A 15,177-nucleotide genomic window follows, 5' to 3' on the forward strand; every position below is an offset into this window, starting at 1 on the left:
AGCTTCGGTTTAGTAAATTCGCTTTTCGCCAGTCCCCCACTACGCGGGGCCTGGTAGCGTGGCAACGTTTCTCTCCTCGATTTCTACCCAATCACGGCGCGATGCTCCATCTCTACCTTAGTCAAAACAGATTTTTCCGGTCCCGTTGCTGCTGTCATCTGGCGGCTGGGGTTGTTATGCTCGTGCTGCCGTTAGCAGGGGCCGCGCAAAACCGCGCTACCGTGAGCGGCATCGTACTCAATGGCACAGGCAAAGTTGAGTTTGCCACCATTACGCTGCACCGCGCCGCCGATTCTACGGTAGTAAAAACCGAGTTCAGCGACCTGCTGGGGGCATTTCAATTCACCTTGCCTGCGGGTGGACGCTACCTGGTTTCGGCCGCGCAGGTGGGGTTTGAGCGCTCCTGGAGTTCGACTTTTGAACTGCTGGCTACTGGTCTGACGCTGCCGGTTATTGTACTGAAAACCAGTCAGGCCACTGCCTTGCAGGAAGTAACCGTGACGGCACGCAAGCCTCTGTTTGAGCGCCTGGCCGACCGCACCGTGGTCAATGTGGCCGACAGCCCGCTTTCTGCTGGCTCGACCACGCTGGCCGTGCTGGGCCGTTCGCCCGGCGTGACCGTGGATGCTGGCGACAACCTGGGCCTGCGCGGCCGTCAGGGCTTATTGGTGGTGATTGATGGCAAGCGCGTGCCCCTCACCGGCACCGAGCTGGCCGACTACCTGCGCGCGCTGCCCGCCGAGCAGCTGCAAAGCATCGAGCTGATTACCAACCCACCGGCGCAGTACGACGCCCAGGGTGGCGCGGGTGTCATCGCCATCAACCTCAAAAAGGACCAGCGCCTGGGCACTAACGGCAGCGCAAACGCCAGCTATGGCCGGGGCGAGTATGGCAAGTTTACGGGGGGCTTCGCGCTAAACCACCGCCGCAAAAACGTGAACCTCTACGGCAACTACGCCTACACCGACCGCCGGGGCTTCCTGCGGCTCGACTTCACCCGGCAGTTTGCCGCCACGCCAGCACTGACGGCCGCCAGCGGCCTGCTCAACACTGAGCAGCTGACGTGGCTACGTTCCCACAGCGGCAAGGTGGGGGGTGATTTTACGCTTTCAAAACGCACGCTGCTGGGCGTATCAGCTACCATTCTGACCAGTCAGACTGCGTATAATACGACCAACCAGACCCAGGTTCTGGGGGCGCAGGGCGAGCCGACGGACCGTTACCGCTCCGTGGCTGCGCAGGACGTGAACCGCCCCAACGGCAGCCTTAACGTCAACCTGCGCCACGCCTTCGCCGATTCGGCCACCGCGGCCAGTCTAACGGCCGATGCCGACTACGCCCGCTACCGCACTGCACGCTTGCTGGCCCTGAACACGTATTACGAAACGCCGGCCCAGGCCAATGCCCTGCTCAGCGGCGACCAAACCAGCAACCTCAGCATTGCCGCCGCTAAGGTTGATTTCAGTCAGCCCCTGCCCCGCCGCGCCCGCCTCGAAGCCGGGGCCAAAATAACGCAGGTAACCTCTGATAACAACGTCGCTTTTACCAGCATTGAGAACGGCATCACGGTGCTTGACCCAGCTATTTCCAATCAGTTTGAATACCGCGAAAACGTGAACGCGGCCTACGTCAGCCTGCGCGGTGCTGCCTCCAAAACCACTTTCCAGGTTGGGCTGCGCGGCGAGCAAACCAACACACGGGCCGATTTATTGGGCGAAAGCCTGCGGGAGCGGCACTACTTCCAGCTTTTCCCAAGTGCCACGCTGCAGCGCACGCTCAGCGAGCGGCACGCGCTGGGCTTGTCCGTAGCCCGGCGCATCGACCGGCCCAGCTATGTGCAGGTGAATCCGCTGCGCAACTACTTCGATGCCACTTCCTACCGCGCCGGCAACCCCGACCTGGTGGCCCAAACCAGCTACAACATTGAGCTGACGCATACTTACCGCCAGAAATTCACCACCGCACTGGCCTACGCCCAGACCAATCTGCCCATCGTGAACGTGGTGCAGCCCTCGCTCGATGGCGGCCGCCTGGTGGTGAACCGCGATGTGAACCTGAGTACGCTGCACTATTACAGCCTCACGCTCACCGCACCGCTGGACCTCGCCAAATGGTGGACACTGTACGCCAATGGGGTCTTTTTTTATAACCGCTACGTGGGTGAGCTCTCCGGCACGGCCCTCAACAGGAGCCAGGTTACATGCATTCTCACGGCCACCAGCAGCTTCACAATGCCCCACGGCTGGGCGGCCGATTTGAATGGGTTTTATGAGTCGCAGGAGCAGTACGGCTTTCAGACTATCCGGCCGCGGGGCCAGGTGGGCGTCGGCATCCAGAAAAGCGTGTGGGGAAAGCAGGGTACCCTGCGCCTGAACGTGGCCGACATCTTTTATAACACACCCAACCGGGCGGTGTCGACTTATGACAATTTTACCGAATCGTTCTACCGCCGGGAGGATTTGCGCGTGGTCACGGCGGCCTTCACCTACCGGTTTGGCAACAGCAAAGTGGCTGCCGCCCGCAAGCGCACCATCGGAGCCGACGATGAGCTGCGTCGGGCTGGGGGGCAATAAAATCAGTATAGCCCGGCGTGCAACGGGGAATATTGCGAATAGTCATTGGGGTATATTTAGCCCTTTTGCCTTATGCTGCTCCCCTCTTTTCTGCATCGTTTTTTTAGCATCAGCCCATCCGTGCTGCTGGTTTATTGGTTGATGTTAGCGGGCCCGGTAGCCGCCCAGACCCGCGCCACCATTACTGGCACACTGGCCACGGCCGCCGGAGCACCAATAGAATTTGCTACCATTACCCTGCACCGCGCCGCCGATTCCACGGTGGTCAAATCAGAATTTAGTGATGCCCAGGGCCACTTTCAGCTAGAAGCGCCCAGCGGCGGACGCTACCGCGTATCGGCGGCGCAGGTTGGGTTTGAGCGGCACTGGAGCGCGCCGTTTGAGCTGCCGACAGCGGGACTGGCGCTGCCAGCTATTGCCCTGAAGGCCAGTATAGCCACGGCACTCAAGGAAGTGACCGTGACGGCGCGCAAGCCCCTGTTTGAGCGACAGGCCGACCGCACCGTGGTAAATGTGGAAGACAGTCCGCTGTCCGCCGGCTCGACTACGCTGGATGTGCTGACCCGCTCGCCGGGCGTGACGGTGGGCTCCGGCGATGCGCTGAGCTTGCGGGGCCGCCAGGGTGTGCTGGTGATGATTGACGGCAAGCGCGTGGCTATGAGCGGCACTGAACTGGCCGATTATCTCCGTAACCTTCCCGCCGACCAGCTTAAAAACATCGAGCTGATTACCAATCCGCCCGCCAAGTATGATGCCCAGGGCGGCGCGGGCATCATCGCCATCAACCTCAAGAAAGACCAGCGCCAGGGCACCAACGGCAACCTGAGCACCAGCTTCGGCCGGGGCCAGTACAACAAGTACAACGCTACGCTCAGCCTCAACCACCGGCGTGGCCCCCTCAACCTGTTCGGCACCTACGGCTTTGCCGAGCGCGACGGCTTCCAGGCCCTGACCATTCACCGCGACTTTTTGAGCAGCGGCCAAATCACAGGCACCAGCGACCAGGAAAATTCTTTAGTCGTTCAAAACGCGGCACACACCTACAATGCCGGGCTCGACTACAACCTGACCAAGCGCTCTACCGTGGGGGTTTCGGTGAATGGCCAATCCGTGCACGTCACCCAAAATGGCCCCAGCACCGCCGCGCAGGCCGATGCGACGGGCGTGCCCACCCGCCGCTACCTGGCCGATAACCAGCGCAAGCTACGTTTCCCCAACGCAGCGGCCAATCTAAATTTCAAACATGAATTTGTCGACTCGCTGGGCCAGCGCGAGCTGACGGCCGACGCCGACTACGCCCGCTACCAAAGCGTGCGCCTCCAAACCCTGACTACGGCTTTTGAGCTGCCCATACAAAGCCCCATTATTCTCGACAGTGACCAGCGCGGCACGCTCACCATCCAGTCCTTCAAAGCCGACTATGTGCAGCCGCTTTCCAAGCTGGCTAAACTGGAAGCTGGCGTAAAAACCAGCCTGGTCCACTCTGATAACAACGTGTTGTTTCTCAATACCCAGGACGGCGCTACTACCATCGACACCAATCAGTCAAACCACTTTATATACAAGGAAAATATCAATGCGGCTTACCTCACGGTCAGCCACAGCACGCCTAAAACCACGCTCACGGCGGGCTTACGCGCCGAGCAAACCAACGCCACTGGCCGGCAGGAAGTAGGCGGCGAGCCATTTGCCCCGCGCCACTACACGCAGTTTTTCCCGAGTGCGGCCGTGCGGCAGGTACTCAACGAAAAGCACGAGGTTTCCCTGTCCCTGAGCCGCCGCATCGACCGGCCAACCTATAACCAGCTCAACCCCTTCCGCTCCTATATCGACGCCACCACCTATGGCTCCGGCAACCCCGGCCTGCTGCCCCAAACCAGCTACAATCTGGAGCTGAACCATACTTTCCGTCAGAAATTTACCACCGGCCTGAGTTGGTCCATTACCAGCAACCCCATCATCAACGCGGTGCAGCCGGCTCCGGATGGCAGTAATTTTGTGGTGGCCCGCGACGTCAACCTCGACCGGCAGGATACCTACACGCTCACCCTTGGGGCCGCGCTGGAACCCTTTAAGTGGTGGACTACCAACAACAACGTCGTGGTGTACTATGCCCGTTTCGTGGGCAACCTGGCCGGCACCGCCCTCGACAAAGGCCGGCCGGCCTTCAACCTCACCTCCACCAGCACCTTCACGCTGGGCCACGGCTGGGGCGCCGACCTCACCGGTACCTATCAGTCGCGCCAGCTCTACGGTTTCTTCGACCTGCAAGCCCAGGGCCAGCTCACGCTCGGCGTTTCCAAGGGCGTACTGGAAAACAAAGGCACCCTGAAACTGAACGCGGCCGACGTACTCTACACCCAAAAAACCCGCGCCACATCCACCTACAATAACTATCAGGAGCAATTCTACCAGCGCTTCGATTCGCGGGTGGTAACGCTGGCCTTTACCTACCGTTTCGGCAACCAGAAGGTGGCGCCCACGCGCCGCCGCGCCAGCGGAGCGGAGGACGAAAAGCGCCGCGCCGGCTAAAAAATCAGGTATTTATCGGAAGCGCTGAAATACCTTCGTGGGCCGAAGCGGCACTTATTTCCCGTTTTCCTATGCAAGTATCCAAGATGGCAGCCGGCCTCATCGGCTCCGAAATCATTCGAATTGGCAACCAGGTAAGTGAGCAGGTGCGCCAGGGAGCGAATATCTGCAACCTGACCATCGGCGATTTCGACTCCAAAATTTTCCCAATTCCGGCGGGCCTCACCAGCGGCATCATCGCAGCCTATCAGGACGGCCAGACCAACTACCCACCCGCTGCCGGCATGGGAGAGTTGCGTAACAGCGTGTCCGCTTTCCTAAAAACCCGCCAGGGCCTGGAGTACAGCCCCAACGACATCCTGATTGCCGGTGGCTCGCGCCCGCTCATCTACGCCACCTACCGTGCCATTCTGGATGCCGGTGACCGCGCCATTTTCCCGCTGCCGAGCTGGAACAACAACCACTACTGCCACCTGGTAGGGGCCACTCCGGTAGCTGTGCCCACGCTGCCCGAAAACAACTTCATGCCCACTGCCGCCGACTTGGCTCCCCACCTGCCGGGTGCCAACCTGCTGGCCCTGTGCTCCCCCCTGAACCCCACCGGCACAGTATTTACCAAGGAAGGCCTGGAAGAAATCTGCGACTTGGTGATTGCCGAAAATCGTCGTCGCGGCCCCGATGAAAAGCCCCTCTACGTGCTCTACGACCAGATTTACTGGCTTCTTACCTTCGGCGCGGCCAAGCACTACGACCCCGTGGCCCTGCGCCCCGAACTGCGCGACTACGTCATCTACATCGACGGCACCTCGAAGTGCTTTGCGGCCACCGGCGTGCGCGTAGGCTACAGCTTCGGCCCCGCCACTATCATCGATAAGATGAAGTCCATCCTGGGCCACGTCGGTGCCTGGGCTCCCAAGGCCGAGCAGGTGGCCACCGGAAAATTCCTGCCCGATGCCCCCGCCGTCGATGAGTTCCTGACCAGCATCAAAGGCCGCCTGCAAACCTCTCTCACGGCCCTCTTTGAAGGCCTCAAGGCGCTGAAAGCCGAAGGCTACCCCGTTGATGCCGTGGCTCCGGCCGGTGCCATCTACCTCACCGCCAAGATTGATGTGCTGGGCCGCACCGCCCCCGACGGCACCGAGCTCACCAGCACGGCCGAGCTTACCTCTTACCTCATCTCCGAAGCCAAGCTGGCACTGGTACCCTTCAGCGCCTTCGGCTCACCCGCCTCGGAGCCCTGGTTCCGCGCCTCGGTTGGCGCCGAGACGGTCGAGTCGATTCAAGCGGCCCTACCACGTCTGAAAGCGGCTTTGGATAAGCTGAAGTAAACCGGAATAAATAAGGTGTCACGCATACACTGACTACTGTAAACGACAGATTAAAAAAGGGACGCCATTCCAGCCGTCCCTTTTTTAATGCAAAAAAGGCTGCCAGCAATGCTGACAGCCTTTCTATACGGTCAAATGCAAATCAGGCCTCTTCTTCCCTGCTCACCCAAGCAGTTTTCCTGATTGCAATTCGACTTTCACCATATAAAAAAATATAACACTTTATTAAAACGTGCTTTAACCTTAATAAACCACTTAGTATTTAAAGTACAATCAATAACAACTTTATCAGCCTTAATACTTATAAAAACACTACTTGCACTCGCTTATTACATTACAAATGTAAGGCGACCATACCTTAAAGTGCAAACCATTTTTGCACTTTTTCCATCAACCTCCACTTTTTCGAAACCCTTCTTCCTTATTATGAGGCAACAAGCGTGGTAAAGAAAAATCAGCTAGTTGCTATAAATTGTCGACACCTGAGTTAAATTCTATTTCACCAGCAGAGCAGGTACTTTATGCACTAAATTCTCTCTGAGCAGAAATAGTTAATACCAACCAGCAAAGGGCTAAGATGCTATAGCCATTTGAACCGACTAGGAGGAGAAATTGCGGGTACTTTGAGCAGCTACACCACATCAACTTGCTCAAGTGCGCTAATCGTCCGCTTTTCTACTCACATATGCTCATGACTACTTCTCCAAACCGACTTCTACGCGGCCTCTCCCTAGCCCTGGTGCTAGGGGCAGCAACGGCGATGTCAGTTTATGCTCAAGTCGTTGCTTTTCCCGGAGCGGAAGGTTTTGGCCGGCTGGCTACCGGCGGCCGTGGGGGCAAAGTTGTCGAAGTGACAACCTTAGCCGACGCCGGGCCGGGCAGCTTCCGCGAAGCATTCACGCAATATCTTGGCGAGCCCATCACCATTGTGTTTCGGGTCGGCGGCATCATTGAACTTAAGTCAACCCTGAAACCTTCGCGCTCCAACATCACCATTGCGGGGCAAACCGCTCCGGGCGACGGCATCTGCCTGAAGAACTACACCTTTAAACTACACGGCACTAACCTGATTGTGCGCTACCTGCGCTCACGGCCCGGCAATACGTCAGGGGCCAATGTATCGGGGGTATATGGGCTGAACATGGAAAACTGCCGCAACTTTATTGTAGACCACTGCTCCATGAGCTGGTCGATTGAAGAAGCGGCCACTTTTTACGATAACAAGTACTCGACTGTGCAATGGTGTTTGGTGAGCGAGAGCCTGAACTCCTCATTCAATGGCAAGGGCGACCACGGCTACGCTGGCGTGTGGGGCGGGCAGTACGCCTCCTACCATCATAACCTGATTGCGCACCACCACAGCCGGGCCATTCGCTTCAACGGCGCGCGGGCCCACGATACCACGGCGGTGGTTGACTACCGTAACAACGTGATTTATAACTGGGGCAACATGCACGCCGCCTATGGCAACGAGGTCAAAATCAACGGCGGCTCGGGTCAATTGAACATGGTAAACAACTATTACAAAAGAGGGCCAGCCACCCCGGCCGACCGGGCAGCATTCATCTTTGATATTACCGAAGCCTACGATGCCGCCAATCCTGATAAGCCAGTTGCCACGGTGTATGCGGCGGGCAACTACGATTCGGGCTACCCCGCCGTGACGGCCGACAACTGGAAAGGCATCCGGCTGCACTATTACTCCGCCACGACGGCCAATTTCGCCCGCTTCCGGCAAACGGCGGAAACACTTAATCTGGCGCCCATCACCACCCAATCGGCTGAAGCCGCTTACCGCGCTGTGCTAGTCGATGCCGGAGCCACCGTACCGGTGCGCGACGCAGTGGATGCACGCATTGTGCAGGAAACCCGCACCGGCACGGCGAGTGGCAGCAGCCTTGGCGGCAGCGCCACCTACAGCCTACACCAAGGCATTATTGATTCGCAAACGGATGTCGGCGGCTGGCCCAAATACAAAGGCGGCACCGCACCTCCCGACACCGACCACGACGGCATGCCCGATGCCTGGGAAACCAGCCACGGTCTGAATCCCAGGAATGACGCCGACCGCAATAGCCTTGGAACCAGCGGCTACACCCACCTCGAAGAATACCTCAACAGCTTGGTCAACACCAGCAGACCGACGGCTATACCCAGTTCATTGCGGCAGCGGCAAAAGCGCTGATTGCGCGTGGGAGCTATGCTTAGCAAGTGTAATATTTAAGATGCCAAAACATACCCTGCTGAAGAAGTCACGAAAAGCCAATGTGCAAATTAAACAGGACTAGCATCTAATAAGCATGCCGTTTTTAGCTCACCTTCCTTTACTAGCTTTGCCCGCATATGCAATTAAAAATCAAATACATGCTGGCACTAGCAAGTTTAGACGAAGTGCTGTTTTGCGGCTATACTCAGGCTCAGTCAGTAGAGATTACACGTATAGTATTAAAGCCTATTGGTGTTCTAAATGATGAACTGCATAATAATCTAGAAAGGCGCAAGATGAAGGAGGCTAACCGGGCTCCTATTTTTAGCACAAAGACCGTCTTGTACGTGATAGATGGTAAGGCAATCTGGACTGACGTTGTGCCATTAATTCATCCGACTCATATCACTAGAATCATCATACTAAAAGATTCTGCAGCAACTGCTCTTTATGGCTCTAAAGGTGCAGATGGAGCAATTATAATAACGACCAAGCGATTTCCTGCCAAATACATAAATCGGCTATTTACAAAGAAAGACCACCTCGACTGAGGTGGTCTTTCTGCTTTTACATCCTGAGTTAAACTACCCTTTCGGCGTCAATGTCACATAAGGAATAATGCATTCCTCCAGCGAAATCCCGCCGTGCTGGAACGTGTCCTTATAGTAGTTCACGTAGTAGTTGTAGTTGTTGGGGTAGGCGAAGAAATAGTCGCCAATCGTGAACACGTACGCAGTGCTCACATTCTCGCGGGGCAGGAAAATGGATTCCGGCTTGCGTACTACGTACACGTCGCGCGAGTCGTCGAACCCCAGGTTTTTGCCGTGTTTGTACCGCAGGTTGGTGTTGGTGTTGCGGTCGCCCACAATCTTGTAAGGGCGCTTGCAGCGAATGGTGCCGTGGTCGGTGGTGATGATGAGCTTGCCCTTTTTCTCGGCAATCTGCTGCATCATTTCATACAGCGGTGAGTGCAGGAACCACGAGCGGGTAATGCTGCGGTAGGCCGACTCATCAGCCGCCAACTCGCGAATCATGGCCATGTCGGTGCGGGCATGCGAGAGCATATCCACGAAGTTGTAGACGATGACGTTGCACTTGTAATTGTTGTGCAGGTTGCTCATCTTACCCAGCAAATCCTTGCCCGCCTGCAGGTTCGTCACCTTGTGGTAGCTGTGCTTAACCTTTTGGTTATTCTTCTGGAAATTGATTTCCATGAACTCTGCTTCGTGCAGGTTTTTGCCCTCGTCGTCGTCGTCGGTCACCCACAGGTTGGGGTATTTTTTCTGAATATCCGACGGCATCATGCCCGAGAAAATGGCGTTGCGCGCATAGGCCGTCGTCGTCGGCAGAATGGCGTAATACATCTCCTCGCTGTCCACGGTGAACATTTCGGTGATGATGGGCTCCAGCACTTTCCACTGGTCGTAGCGCAGGTTGTCGATGAGCACGAAGTACACCGGCGTGTCGCCGGTGGCTTTCAGCGTCGGGAACACCCGCTCTTTGAAGAGCTGGTGTGACATAAGCGGCGCGTCCTTGTCGTCGCCATTCACCCAATCCTCGTAGCTCTCCGTGATAAAGCGGCCGAAATAGGTATTGGCCTCGTCCTTCTGCATGTTGAAGACCTCAGCCATGCTCTTGCCTTCGGTTTCGTTGATTTCCAACTCCCAGTACACCAGCTTTTTGTACACTTCAGCCCATTCGGAGGGCGAAAGGCGGTCGGAAAGCTGCATGCCGAGCTGGCGGAAATCACGCTGGTAGCCCGAGTTGGTGGCTTCACTGATGAGGCGCTTGTTATCAAGCACTTTTTTAACCGATAGCAGAATCTGACTGGGATTCACCGGCTTAATCAGGTAATCGGCGATTTTGGCCCCAATGGCCGACTCCATGATGTGCTCTTCTTCGCTCTTGGTAATCATCACCACGGGCACGGTGGGCCGAATGGCTTTGATTTCGGTGAGGGTTTGCAAGCCAGTGAGGCCGGGCATGTTCTCGTCGAGAAAAACGAGGTCGTAGCTCTTCTCCTGAATTTCCTCGATGGCATCGGCGCCGCTGTTGACGGGCGTCACGTCGTAGCCTTTTTCCTTAAGAAACAGCAGGTGCGGCTTGAGCAAGTCGATTTCATCGTCGGCCCAAAGAATGGTGGTTTGTTGCATAGTGGGGACTTGGGGTCTTGGAGACTTAGGGTCTTGGTTTTTTATTCGATAACAGCTCCGCGCCGCCTGGATTGTATCAGTTGGCTCAACGGTGCGCCGTAGCTTCGTGCTCAGTCATTGACGGGCTACGGCTACAAATGTTGCCTTTTGCTTTTTACCAGCAGCCATTCCGCCACCGCACAACTGTTGCCATGTTCGATTTCCGCAAGCAAAGAATTTGGCCGGAAGGCGATGCGCTGACGTTGCAAGTGTGCCGGGTGCGACGAAGTTTCCCCGGCAATGAATTATTTGACTCCTGCTCGAACCAGCATAAACCCAAAGGAACGTCTTGCAGCGCGCAACGAAGCATCTTTACAGCTTCGTTGAACCGTAGAATCACTATTGTGGTAGAGATGCTTCGGCTACGTGCCGCATAAAGTTTTAGCGCTTCGCCTGCTTGCATCCAAGACCCTACCTAGTCCCTCCTGTGAATAAAAAGAAGATTTTCAACGACCCCGTCTACGGCTTTGTCACCATTCCGACGGAGTTTCTATTCGACCTCATTGAGCACCGCTACTTTCAGCGGCTACGGCGCATTCAGCAGCTAGGGCTCACGGGGTTCGTGTATCCGGGAGCGCTACATACGCGCTTTCACCATGCGCTGGGCGCCATGCACCTGATGTCGTTAGCGTTGCGCACCCTCAAGGACAAGGGCGTGAAGATTTCGGCGGCCGAAGGCGAGGCCGCGCTGGCCGCCATTTTGCTGCACGACGTCGGCCATGGTCCCCTCTCTCACGCCTTGGAAACGGCTATTTTCCAGGATGTGCCGCACGAGCAGCTGTCATTATTTTTAATGGAGCGGCTGAATACAGAGTTTCACGGCAAGCTGAGTCTGGCCATCGACATGTTCAAAGGCACCTACATCCGGCCGTTTTTCCATCAGCTGGTGAGCAGCCAGCTCGACATGGACCGCCTCGATTACCTCAACCGCGACTCCTTCTACACCGGCGTGGAGGAAGGGCGCCCCGGCGCCGACCGCCTCATCAAAATGCTGAGGGTGCACGACGAGCGGCTGGTACTCGAAGAAAAAGCAGTATACTCCGTTGAAAACTTCCTTGTAAGCCGCCGCCTGATGTACTGGCAGGTGTACCTCCACAAAACCGTCACCAGCGCCGAGCAAATGGTTATCCGCGTGGTGCAGCGCGCCCGCGACCTGGCCCGGCGCGGCGTCGAAGTGCCTGCCAATACTTGCCTGGGCTACTTTCTGGGCCGCGCCGTGAGCCTGGCCGAATTTGAGAAAGACGAAAAAATTCTCAGCCACTTCGTGGAACTGGACGACTACGACATCTGGTCGGCTATCAAAGCCTGGGCCGGCCACCCGGACAAGGTCCTCAGCTACCTTGCCAAGAGCATTTTGCACCGCAACCTGCTCAAAATTGTGCTGGCTCCCGAGCCCTTCGATGAGGACTTCCGCCTCGGCATTCGCGAATTAATTGAGGATAAATTTCACCTCTCCTCCGAAGAAGCCGAGCTCCTTATGATTCCGGGCCGCCTGAGCAATAGCGCCTACAACCCCAGCGGCGAGCCCATCGAAATCCTCACCAAAAAAGGCGACGTGGTGAACGTCATGGAAGCCTCTGATTTGCCGAACATTCGCGCCCTCAGCCAGCGAGTTGAGAAATTTTATATCTGCTACCCCAAGGAAATCGTGTAGCATTTCAGCCTGCAGGCCGTCATGTTGAGCGCAGCCGAAGCATGAGGGGCTATTTGCCCTTTGCCTGGCGGCTTGCTTCATCGCAGCCTCATCATTTCTACAGACAGAAAACAGACTGCCGAACTACTTTTGCGCTCCTATGGAATTTACCGTTCAGCAAATTGCCGAAGTCCTCGGCGGCACCGTGGAGGGCGACGCCACTCAGCGCATCTCCAGCCTCGCCAAGATTGAAGAAGCTCAGGCCGGTTCGCTCACCTTCCTGTCCAACGCCAAGTACGAGCCGTTTCTCTACGAAACCGGTGCCTCAGCCGTCATCGTGGGCAATGCCCAAACGCTGCGCGAAGCCATTAAACCTACGCTCATTCGGGTTGAGAATCCGTACACTGCTTTTAGCCAGCTGCTCGAATTTTATGCCCAGGCCACCCGCACCGGCAAGCGCGGCGTCGAGCAGCCGTCCTACGTTGGCGAGACTTCCGAAATCGGTGCCGGGCACTATAGGGGTGCCTTTTCCTACATCGGTGAGCAGTGCAAACTGGGCGAAAACGTACTGATTTTCCCCCACGCCTACATCGGCGACCGGGTTACGATTGGGGCCGGCAGCATCATTCATGCCGGGGCCAAAATCTATCCGGATACGGTCATCGGCCAGTTTTGCGTCATCAAAGCCGGCGCAGTGGTGGGCTCTGATGGATTCGGTTTTGCACCGCAGCCGGATGGTTCTTATAAGGCCATCCCGCAAATTGGCAATGTGGTGCTGGAAGACTACGTGAGCATCGGCGCCAACGCCACCGTGGACTGCGCCACCCTGGGCTCGACCCGTATAGGCAGAGGCAGCAAAATCGACAACCTCGTGCAGCTGGCTCACAATGTCGAAATCGGCAAAAACACCGTCATTGCGGCCCAAACGGGCATTGCCGGCTCGGCTAAAATCGGCGACCAGTGCGTGCTGGCCGGACAGGTGGGCATGGCTGGCCACGTCACGCTGGCCAATAAAACGACGGTCACAGCCCAATCGGGCATCGGCAAAAATGTGAAGCAGGAAGGCACCATCCTGCAAGGCTCCACGGCCTTCGATTTTAAGCAGAACCAACGCGCCCAAATCGTTTTCCGCCGCCTGCCCGAGCTCGAACAGCGCGTAGCCCAGCTGGAGAAGGCCAAAAACACAACGGAAAAGCCCTAGCTTTGCAGCCTCTTAGTTGTTTGTTAGCAGTTGTCAGGCCTTTGGGGCTAACGCACTAACAGCTGACAACAAATAGCTAATAACTATCCGAGATGAACGATAAGCAACACACTATCAAGGCGCCCGTGACGGTACGCGGCATTGGCCTGCACACCGGCGTTGAGGCCACCATGACGTTTTGCCCCGCTCCGGTGGGCCACGGCTACAAGTTTCAGCGGGTCGATTTGCCCGGGCAGCCCACCGTCGATGCCGACGTAGACAACGTGGTGGACCTAAGCCGCGGTACCACCATCGAGCAAAACGGGGCCCGCGTCAACACCGTGGAACACACCCTGGCGGCCCTCGTGGGCTTGCAGCTTGATAACGTGCTGATTCAGCTTTCCGGCCCCGAGCCGCCCATCATGGATGGCTCGTCGGCCGAGTTTATTAAAGCCCTCACGACGGTAGGTTTTGAAGAGCAGAACGCGCTACGTAACTACTACGAAATCCCGGAAAGCATTCGGTATGTGGACAATGCGCGCGGCGTCGAAATCGCGGCCCTGCCCCTGACAGATTACCGCCTCACGGTGATGGTAGACTACAACTCGCCGGTACTGGGCTCGCAGCACGCCACCCTGACGGATATTGGGCTGTTTAGCGAAGAAATTGCTTCCTCGCGCACCTTCTGTTTTTTGCATGAGCTGGAAATGCTCTACAAAAACAACCTCATCCGCGGCGGCGATTTGAGCAACGCCATTGTAGTAGTTGACCGGGTGGTGAGTGATGACGAGTTGACCGACCTTGCCAAAATGCTGGGTAAACCCCGCGTATCGGTGAAGAAGGAGGGCATTCTGAACAACGTGGACCTGCGCCACAAGAACGAGCCCGCTCGCCACAAGCTGCTCGACCTCGTGGGCGACCTCGCCCTGGTGGGCCGCCCGCTAAAAGGCCAGATTTTGGCTGCCCGCCCCGGCCACGCCGCCAACGTCGCCTTCGCCAAGAAAATCAAGAAGAAGATGCTGGAGTCGCGCACCAACCCCGTGCCGGTGTACGACCCCAGCCGCGAGCCGGTGATGGACATCAACCGCATCATGCAGGTGCTGCCCCACCGCTTCCCGTTTATCATGATTGACAAGGTCATTCACCTTGACGAACAAGTGGTAACGGCCGTGAAAAACGTCTCCATCAACGAGCCATTCTTCCAGGGCCACTTCCCCGGCAATCCGGTGATGCCCGGCGTACTGCAAATCGAGGGCTTGGCGCAGACCGGCGGCATTCTGGTGATGAACACCGTACCCGACCCCGAAAACTACTGGCAGTACTTCCTGGGTATTGAAAATGCCCGCTTTCGTAAGCGCGTGCTGCCCGGCGATACCATCGTGTATCATTGCCAGCTGCTGGCACCCATCAAGCGCGGCATCGCCAAAATGCGCGGCCAAGCCTTCGTGAACGGCAAAGTAGTATGCGAAGCCGAAATGAGCGCCGCAATCGTCCGCAAAGACGCCTAATTTGAATTAATAATGGAGAATGAAG

Annotated in this window: 9 protein-coding genes; 8 read left to right on the plus strand and 1 reads right to left on the minus strand. The window is 56.9% G+C overall.

The window, feature by feature from the left end:
• The first annotated feature begins 176 nt into the window (after window positions 1-176).
• The 5 genes from J4E00_RS00155 (at window position 177) to J4E00_RS00175 (ending at window position 9,190) form a co-directional block, all read left to right on the plus strand.
• Window positions 177-2,573 (plus strand): outer membrane beta-barrel protein, encoded by a 2,397-nt coding sequence (locus tag J4E00_RS00155; protein WP_236049353.1) that lies wholly within the window; start codon window positions 177-179, stop codon window positions 2,571-2,573.
• 72 nt (window positions 2,574-2,645) lie between these two features.
• On the plus strand, window positions 2,646-5,105 hold the full coding sequence (locus J4E00_RS00160; protein WP_236049359.1) for a TonB-dependent receptor domain-containing protein: 2,460 nt from the start codon (window positions 2,646-2,648) through the stop codon (window positions 5,103-5,105).
• Between the two features lie 71 nt (window positions 5,106-5,176).
• A complete protein-coding gene (locus tag J4E00_RS00165) occupies window positions 5,177-6,433 on the plus strand; it encodes a pyridoxal phosphate-dependent aminotransferase (protein WP_236049361.1) in 1,257 nt (418 codons plus the stop codon).
• Window positions 6,434-7,124: 691 nt separating this feature from the next.
• Complete coding sequence (locus tag J4E00_RS00170) at window positions 7,125-8,618, plus strand: polysaccharide lyase family 1 protein (protein WP_236049362.1); 1,494 nt, start codon at window positions 7,125-7,127, stop codon at window positions 8,616-8,618.
• A gap of 158 nt (window positions 8,619-8,776) precedes the next feature.
• Window positions 8,777-9,190, plus strand: coding sequence for a hypothetical protein (locus J4E00_RS00175; protein WP_208172985.1), 414 nt, complete (start codon window positions 8,777-8,779; stop codon window positions 9,188-9,190).
• 33 nt (window positions 9,191-9,223) lie between these two features.
• Here the strand turns inward: J4E00_RS00175 and J4E00_RS00180 are convergent, their stop codons facing one another.
• The gene (locus tag J4E00_RS00180; RefSeq protein WP_208172986.1) at window positions 9,224-10,792 is read right to left on the minus strand and encodes a PglZ domain-containing protein; all 1,569 of its coding nucleotides are present in this window, start codon (window positions 10,790-10,792) and stop codon (window positions 9,224-9,226) included.
• Between the two features lie 466 nt (window positions 10,793-11,258).
• Here J4E00_RS00180 and J4E00_RS00185 point away from each other — a divergent pair, with 466 nt between their 5' ends.
• The 3 genes from J4E00_RS00185 (at window position 11,259) to J4E00_RS00195 (ending at window position 15,152) form a co-directional block, all read left to right on the plus strand.
• Window positions 11,259-12,485: an HD domain-containing protein gene (locus J4E00_RS00185; protein WP_208172987.1), complete on the plus strand. Its 1,227-nt coding sequence runs from the start codon at window positions 11,259-11,261 to the stop codon at window positions 12,483-12,485.
• Between the two features lie 139 nt (window positions 12,486-12,624).
• Window positions 12,625-13,665: a UDP-3-O-(3-hydroxymyristoyl)glucosamine N-acyltransferase gene (gene lpxD / locus J4E00_RS00190; RefSeq protein ID WP_208172988.1), complete on the plus strand. Its 1,041-nt coding sequence runs from the start codon at window positions 12,625-12,627 to the stop codon at window positions 13,663-13,665.
• Between the two features lie 92 nt (window positions 13,666-13,757).
• Window positions 13,758-15,152, plus strand: a complete 1,395-nt coding sequence (locus J4E00_RS00195; RefSeq protein ID WP_208172989.1) for a bifunctional UDP-3-O-[3-hydroxymyristoyl] N-acetylglucosamine deacetylase/3-hydroxyacyl-ACP dehydratase — start codon at window positions 13,758-13,760, stop codon at window positions 15,150-15,152.
• Window positions 15,153-15,177 lie beyond the last annotated feature (25 nt).

Source organism: Hymenobacter negativus (assembly GCF_017571495.1).
Lineage (GTDB): Bacteria > Bacteroidota > Bacteroidia > Cytophagales > Hymenobacteraceae > Hymenobacter > Hymenobacter negativus.